The sequence below is a fragment of the Leucobacter sp. 7(1) genome (genome assembly GCF_900163635.1).
Taxonomy (GTDB): domain Bacteria; phylum Actinomycetota; class Actinomycetes; order Actinomycetales; family Microbacteriaceae; genus Leucobacter.
The window spans coordinates 115,105-121,737 of sequence record NZ_FUID01000078.1; the positions used below are offsets into that span (position 1 = coordinate 115,105).

The window sequence follows — 6,633 nt, forward strand, 5'->3', positions numbered from 1 at the left end:
AGTGCGGGGCGCGACATCCACCCCTGAGGGACGCGCTGGCGTGCGGGTGCACGCCAGCGCGTCGCCCTAGTGGGCGGCCTGCGGGATCGATGCCCGCGACAGCCGGCGCCGGAACACCCAGTAGGTCCAGCCTTGGTAGGCAAGCACCAGCGGGAGGGTGAACACTGCGACCCAGGTCATCAGTTCCAGTGTCTTCTGCGAGCTCGCCGCACCCTCGATGGACATCGAGAGTGCCGGATCGATGCTCGAGTGCATCAGGTTCGGGAACAGCGCCATGAAAATCGTCAGCAACGCAAACGCGATAGCGGCCGCGTTTGCCGCGAAGGCCCAGCCTTCCCGTCCGCGCACGTTCGCGAGCCAGCCACCGATCAGGGTGACTGCGGCCAGCGCCGCGCAGGTGACGATCAGCCACAGGCTATCGCTCTCCAGGTGCTGCAGGATCGTCCAGATCAGGAACGCCGCGCCGACAACAATCGTCACGACCCCAACCTTTGTCGCGAGCGCCCGGGCGCGATCACGCATGTCCCCCTCGGTCTTCAGCGCCACGAACACGAGCCCGTGGGTGAAGGTGATGAGCAGCATGGTGAGTCCGCCAAGCAGCGCGTACGGGTTGAGGAGCGTGAACAGTGTGCCCTCGTAGAGCCAGCCGCCGTTGTCCATCTTGGTGATGGGGAGCCCCTGCGCAAGGTTTGCGAATGCGACACCCCAGAGGAGCGGCGGCAAGACCGAGCCCCAGAAGATGAACTGGTCGAACCAGCGCGTCCAGTTCTTCCCCTTGCCCTGATGACGGTACTCGAAGGAGACACCGCGCAGGATCAGCGCAACGAGGATGAGCAGCAGCGCCAGGTAGAAGCCCGAGAACATCGTCGCGTACCACTCGGGGAATGCTGCGAACAGCGAGGCACCGGCCACGATCAGCCAGGTTTCGTTGAGATCCCAGACCGGCCCGATCGTGTTGATCAGGAGCCTGCGGTCGGTGTTGTCCTTCCCGAGGAACGGGAGGGACATACCCACGCCGAAGTCGAAGCCGTCGAGTACGAAGTACCCGATGAGCATGACCCCGACGATGAGGAACCAGAGTGTGGTGAGTTCCATATTCGTGTTCCTCCTAGTAGACCGTCGCCAGCGACTGCTGGTCGGGTTCGCCGTCGGCGGTCTTCTCGAGCTCCGGCGGCCCCTCCTTCGCCGCCTTGGTGATGAGCTTGAACTCAACAACCGCGAGGGCCCCGTACACGATCGTGAAGACGATCAGAGAGATCAGTACCGCCCAGGCCGGGACACCGGGCGACACTCCCTGTTCGGTGGTCATCACCCCGAACACGATCCACGGCTGGCGACCCATCTCGGTGAAGATCCAGCCCACGAGGGACGCAAGCATCGGGAGCGGTGCCGACCAGATGGCAACCTTCCACACCCATGCGGGGAGCTGCGTGTTCTTGCGCGTGATCCAGAGGCCCACGGCCGACACAAGTGCGGCGATGCCGCCCAGTGCGATCATCCAGCGGAACGCCCAGTAGGTGACCCAGATAATCGGCGCGAACTGGCCATCACTCGGGCAGGTCAGGAGTGCATCGCCGCCGCCGCAGTACATGGCCGTGTAGTCCGCCTGCAGGTTGCGGATGCCCTCGACTTCACCGTCAAAGGTGCCGGTGGAGAGGAAGGACAGCAGGTACGGCACACGCACCGAGAAGATCTCGTGCGCGCCATCGGGCGTCCCCAGGCTGAAGAGCGAGAAGGATGCGTCTTTGCCCGCGGCGGTTTCATACAGCGCCTCTGCCGCGGCCATCTTCATCGGCTGCGTCTCAGTCATGACCAGGCCGAGCGAGTGGCCGGTGAGGCCCACACCCATGAAGCCCAGGATGTTGGTCCAGGCGCCGAAGCGGAGCGCGGTGCGCATCTCGTCGACAAACTGGTTGCGCTTCAGGTGCCAGGCCGCGACGGCGACCATCACGGTGCCCGCGAACATCAGCGCCGCGAAGATCGTGTGCGGGAACTGCGTGACGGCAACCGGGTTGAGCAGCACGTCACCGATGTTCTCGAGCTCGGCGCGACCGCGTTCCTCGTTCAGCGAGTAGCCCACAGGGTTCTGCATGAAGGCGTTCGCTGCGAGGATGAAGTAGGCGGAGAGAACCGTTCCGATCCAGACAAACCAGATCGTCATCAGGTGAATCTTCTTGGGCAACTTGTCCCAGCCGAAGATCCACAGACCGATGAATGTCGCCTCGAAGAAGAAGGCGATCAGACCTTCCATCGCGAGCGGTGCCCCAAAGATATCGCCGACAAAGCGCGAGTAGTTGGACCAGTTCATCCCGAACTGGAACTCCTGCACAATGCCCGTCACGACGCCCATCGCGAAGTTGATGAGGAAAATCTTGCCGAAGAGGCGCGTCAGCTTCAGGTACTTCACCTTGCCGGTGCGCACCCAGACTGTCTGCAGGATCGCGACAAGCAGGCTGAGCCCGATCGTGAGCGGCACGAAGATGAAGTGGTACAGCGTAGTTAAGCCGAATTGCCAGCGGGCCAGCGTTACGGCGTCGAGAAGTTCGTTCATGTATCGCTCCTGAACGACAGAGTGCGCACCCCACACGGAGGGGACACTCCCGTAGTGAGATCCGCCACGAGATATCATTCTCGCCGGAGCTACCGGTCGGCGACCGATTACCGCCAGACTAGCAATATCTGTGAATTTCCTGCGAATGAATTTTGACGTCAAACAACTTTTCTCTTCACGTCGAGAAAGTTTGTCCGCGGGAGGGCGTGACGCGCCCCCAGGAGGTGGTTTTCCGCACGAACTGCGCACGCTGCGACCGTCAGGAACTCCACGGATTCGATGGGCGAGCGATCACTACACTGTGTGCCATGACAGAGCTGCTCGACACTCTGATCGCGGCGCTGCGCGATCTCGACCCGACGCTGCGTATTCTCGTCGCCGGTATCGGGATCATGCTCGAGACCTCGGTGTTTGTCGGCCTTGTCGTGCCAGGCGACACGATCGCAATCGTTGCGGCGATCGGGACCGAGACGCCCGCGCAATACGGCTGGCTTGTGTTCGCGCTCGTGTGTGGGGCGATCGCGGGCGAGAGCATCGGTTTCGCGCTGGGCCGCTGGGTCGGCCCGAGGCTGCGCGGAAGCCGTCTCGGGCAACGTCTCGGCGAGCGCAACTGGCGCCTCGCCGACCACTATCTCGGAGAGCGAGGCGGCCTCGCAGTGTTCCTCTCCCGGTTCCTGCCCGTCCTGCACTCGCTCATTCCGCTCACCGCGGGCATGGCAGGGATGTCCTACCGACGGTTTCTCGCGTGGACCGCGTCGGCCAGCGTGGTGTGGTCGTTCATCGTGGTGTCTCTCGGCGCAAGCGCGGCGGCGGGATATGACCAGCTTGCGGGGAAAGTGAAGGGAGCTGGCTTCATCTTTGTGGGTGCCGCGCTCTTGATCGTGCTTGTCCTCTGGGCGCTGAAACGTGCCTTCATGCACCGAGAGCGCGCGCATATGCAACTCGAATCGGATGCGACGGACTCAGCACCGGGTCGGGGCGACGCCCTAGACTAGTCGGGTGACTGCCCCCGACCAGCCCGACGCCCGCCCCCGCTTTGCGGCGCGACTCGAGGACTGGATCCACGTACGCCGTTCTCGCCGCGCCATTTCGCGGGGCAAGGTCCCGTCCGTCATCCCCTACATCGGTTACGGCGGCACCGACTGGGTCCGTGTACTGGGCCGGGTCTTGTACCTGAAGCCTGAGACCCGCGAGCACACACGGTTCCGCCCCGACGTCGCTCAGGTGTCCCGTGTGCGAGGCTGGCGTACCTTCACCAGCCTCTCGGTCCCCCACCAGCCCGTCCGTGTCCACATCGATGGAACGTTTGTCGCGGAGGTCACGGCTGATCGGGGCGGGGTGATCGATTCGATTATTCCCGTGACTCTCACCCCCGGCTGGCACACTGTCACCCTTCGCGCCGGTGACAGCGAGGCGGCCGACGCTCCGGTAAACATCGTCGACCCGGCCGCAAAGTTTGGCGTGATTTCGGACGTGGACGACACGATCCTGATCACGGCCCTGCCGAAGCCCTTTGTCGCGGCGTGGAACAGTTTTGTGCTCGACGAGCACGCGCGTTCCGCCACTCCCGGAATGGCCGTCATGCTCGATCACCTGATCGCGCGACACCCTGGGTCCCCCGTTGTCTATCTCTCGACCGGGGCATGGAACGCCGCCCCGGCGCTCAGCCGCTTCCTGGCGCGGAATCTCTACCCGATGGGTCCGCTGCTTCTGACGGACTGGGGCCCCACGCACGACCGATGGTTCCGAAGCGGCACCGAGCACAAGCGCCGCGAGCTCAAGCGGCTCGCGGCTGAGTTCCCGGATGTGCGCTGGGTCCTGATCGGCGACGATGGCCAGCACGATGAATCGCTCTACCACGAGTTCGCGACCGCTCACCCGGAGAACGTTGCCGCGGTTGCGATCCGGCAGCTCTCGGTTGGCGAAGCGGTGCTCGCGGGCGGGCGTTCAAAGGCGCGACTCAACCGCAGCACAAGCGGCGTGCCCTGGGTCTATGGCCCTGACGGCGCGAAGCTGCGGGAGGAGCTGCGAAAGCTCGGTGTCCTGTGACGGGTCCGGTCACGCATCCGTGGCGACGATTTGAGCGGGATCTCACCGGCCGATTCACGGTCAGGGTGCGCCCATCGTGGTTCCAACTCGCGAAGGGTGCGGCGGCGGCGATCCTGACCTGGTTCGTCTGCCTGCTGATCTTTCCAGAGCAGCTTCCGATATTCGGGGCGATTGCGGCCCTGATCGTGATGCAGGACAACGTCGACCAGTCCCTCACCCGCGGGATCGAGCGCGTCGTGGGCGTCTTCGTCGGGATTTCGGTCGCGCTCGGCGCAGGGGCGCTCTTCGGGCCGCAATCCTGGCTGTTTATCGCCGCAATTTGCGTGGCCATGTCGGTCGGCTGGCTGCTGCGCATGAGCCCGTCATCCACGAACCAGATCGCGATCACCGCGCTCCTGATGATCGCGCTCGGCGGTATTGAGCTCGACTATGGGGCAGAGCGGCTCATTGAAACGGCGATTGGCGCAACGATTGGCGTGGCCCTCAACGCCCTGGTTGTGGCACCGGTCCGCACCTCTTCGGTGAACGAGGCGATCATCGAACTCACCGACCACACCTCGCGGGTGTTGCTCCGGATCGCAGACGCACTCGATGCGCCGCGGGATCGCGCATGGCTCGCGGACATGCTTGCCGACGCTCGCACACTGCAGGCCGAACGCGGGCGCGTACATGACCTGCTCCGTCAGGCTCGAGAGAGCCTGCGTTTCAATCCACGCAGCCGGCGCTACAGGGAGGGGCTCGCCGAGGACGACGAACTGTTCCAGCGGCTGCAACGCATCGTGACCCAGGTCATTGGCATGGCGCGCGCGCTCGCAGACCTCTACGATCCGGAACTCGTCACCGATCCCTCGGTCATCGGGATGGTGGAGGAAATGCGCCGGGCCGCGCACGATCTTGAGCGTTTGGGGCACATCTCCTCGGATCTGCCCGGACCCGTGGAGCCGCCCGCACTGACCCAGCCGTACACGATTCCCCAGCCGCATCCGGAGCACTGGGTGCTCATTGGCTCACTCATGGAAGACCTCCGTCGGGTGCGCGGACGCATCACTGGCGAACTCGACTAGCCGAACAACGCGAAGCGGCGGACGGGGCCAAAGCCCCGCCCGCCGCGGTTCCGCGCCGTGCCGACTCGCGGCGCGGCCAGGCAGGTTACGCCTGGAGGGCTGCCTGCACGTCGATCGAGATCGTCACGTCCGAGCCGAGCAGCAGTCCACCCTTTTCGAGCGGCGCGTTCCAGGTGAGGCCGAAGTCCTCGCGCTTCACGACTGCGGTGGCGGTGAAGCCAGCCTTGTAGTTGCCGTAGGGGTCCTCGCCGAAGCCGCCGAACTCGAAGTTGAAGCTGACGGGCTTCGTGATGCCGCGCATTGTCAGCTCACCGTCAACGATGAAGTTGCCCTTCTCCTCGCGTGCACCCGTCGAGGAGAACGTGAGCTGCGGGAACTCGTCTGCAGCGAAGAAGTCACCCGTGCGGAGGTGCTCGTCGCGGTTCTTCTCGTTCGTGGTGACGGAGGCCACCTCGGCGGTCGCCTGCACGGAGCTCTCGAGCGGGTTTTCCCCGGTGACAAACGTCGCGTCGAAGTTCTCGAACTTGCCCTTCACCTTGCTGATTGCGAGGTGGCGGACGGAGAAGCCGACCTCGGAGTGGGTCGGGTCGATGGTCCAGGTGCCTGCACGGTAGCCGGGGATCTGCTCAGCGGTGATCGTCATGGTGTTGCCTTTCATTCAGTACGTCGGTCTGAAGGGTGCAACAGATACATGCAAGTGGATATTCCTGAGCTTGTGAAATTTCTTTCCTGGCGTGTCGCCGTGGCCGCTCAGCACGACCCCGGACTCGCGAGCTTCTTGGGGCCACGGAACCCAAGGATGCGGGCCGCGCATGACTCCAGGGCCGTACCCGAACACCGGGCCCCGCTGAGAACTCAATCTGGCACCCTGTACAAGCCCGAAATGCGCGAAACTGCGGTCTCGACGGGTGGGCGGAAAGAGGAAAGAGGAAAGAGGAAAGAGGAAAGAGGAAAGAGGAAAGAGGAAAG

7 protein-coding genes are annotated in these 6,633 nt (G+C 64.1%); 4 read left to right on the forward strand and 3 right to left on the reverse strand.

What is annotated here, in order from left to right:
* Positions 1–66: 66 nt before the first annotated feature.
* A complete protein-coding gene (gene cydB / locus FM113_RS14950; RefSeq protein ID WP_087015622.1) occupies positions 67–1,095 on the reverse strand; it encodes a cytochrome d ubiquinol oxidase subunit II in 1,029 nt (342 codons plus the stop codon).
* 13 nt (positions 1,096–1,108) lie between these two features.
* The gene (locus tag FM113_RS14955; RefSeq protein WP_087015623.1) at positions 1,109–2,551 is read right to left on the reverse strand and encodes a cytochrome ubiquinol oxidase subunit I; all 1,443 of its coding nucleotides are present in this window, start codon (positions 2,549–2,551) and stop codon (positions 1,109–1,111) included.
* A gap of 308 nt (positions 2,552–2,859) precedes the next feature.
* On the opposite strand from FM113_RS14955, the gene FM113_RS14960 reads away from it, so the two are divergent.
* From FM113_RS14960 to FM113_RS14970, 3 genes are read left to right on the forward strand one after another with little or no spacing between them, the layout of a single operon-like run.
* Positions 2,860–3,546 carry a DedA family protein gene (locus FM113_RS14960; protein WP_087015634.1) on the forward strand — a complete coding sequence of 229 codons (687 nt, stop codon included), beginning with the start codon at positions 2,860–2,862 and terminating at the stop codon, positions 3,544–3,546.
* A 4-nt stretch (positions 3,547–3,550) separates the two neighbouring features.
* Positions 3,551–4,600 (forward strand): App1 family protein, encoded by a 1,050-nt coding sequence (locus FM113_RS14965; protein ID WP_254909029.1) that lies wholly within the window; start codon positions 3,551–3,553, stop codon positions 4,598–4,600.
* Positions 4,597–5,664 carry an aromatic acid exporter family protein gene (locus FM113_RS14970; RefSeq protein WP_087015624.1) on the forward strand — a complete coding sequence of 356 codons (1,068 nt, stop codon included), beginning with the start codon at positions 4,597–4,599 and terminating at the stop codon, positions 5,662–5,664. The genes FM113_RS14965 and FM113_RS14970 overlap by 4 nt, the downstream gene beginning before the upstream one ends.
* 85 nt (positions 5,665–5,749) lie before the next feature.
* Here FM113_RS14970 and FM113_RS14975 read toward each other — a convergent pair whose 3' ends face one another.
* Positions 5,750–6,307 (reverse strand): YceI family protein, encoded by a 558-nt coding sequence (locus FM113_RS14975; RefSeq protein WP_087015625.1) that lies wholly within the window; start codon positions 6,305–6,307, stop codon positions 5,750–5,752.
* 54 nt (positions 6,308–6,361) lie between these two features.
* On the opposite strand from FM113_RS14975, the gene FM113_RS18310 reads away from it, so the two are divergent.
* A partial coding sequence (locus FM113_RS18310; RefSeq protein ID WP_140393386.1) for a hypothetical protein occupies positions 6,362–6,633 on the forward strand: 272 nt, incomplete at its 3' end.

What these genes read in the sequence shown, in the direction of transcription:
- cydB (WP_087015622.1), bottom strand. Translation starts at nt 1,095, where the DNA reads ATGGAACTCACCACACTCTGGTTCCTCATCGTCGGGGTCATGCTCATC.
- FM113_RS14955 (WP_087015623.1), bottom strand. Translation starts at nt 2,551, where the DNA reads ATGAACGAACTTCTCGACGCCGTAACGCTGGCCCGCTGGCAATTCGGC.
- FM113_RS14960 (WP_087015634.1), top strand. Translation starts at nt 2,860, where the DNA reads ATGACAGAGCTGCTCGACACTCTGATCGCGGCGCTGCGCGATCTCGAC.
- FM113_RS14975 (WP_087015625.1), bottom strand. Translation starts at nt 6,307, where the DNA reads ATGACGATCACCGCTGAGCAGATCCCCGGCTACCGTGCAGGCACCTGG.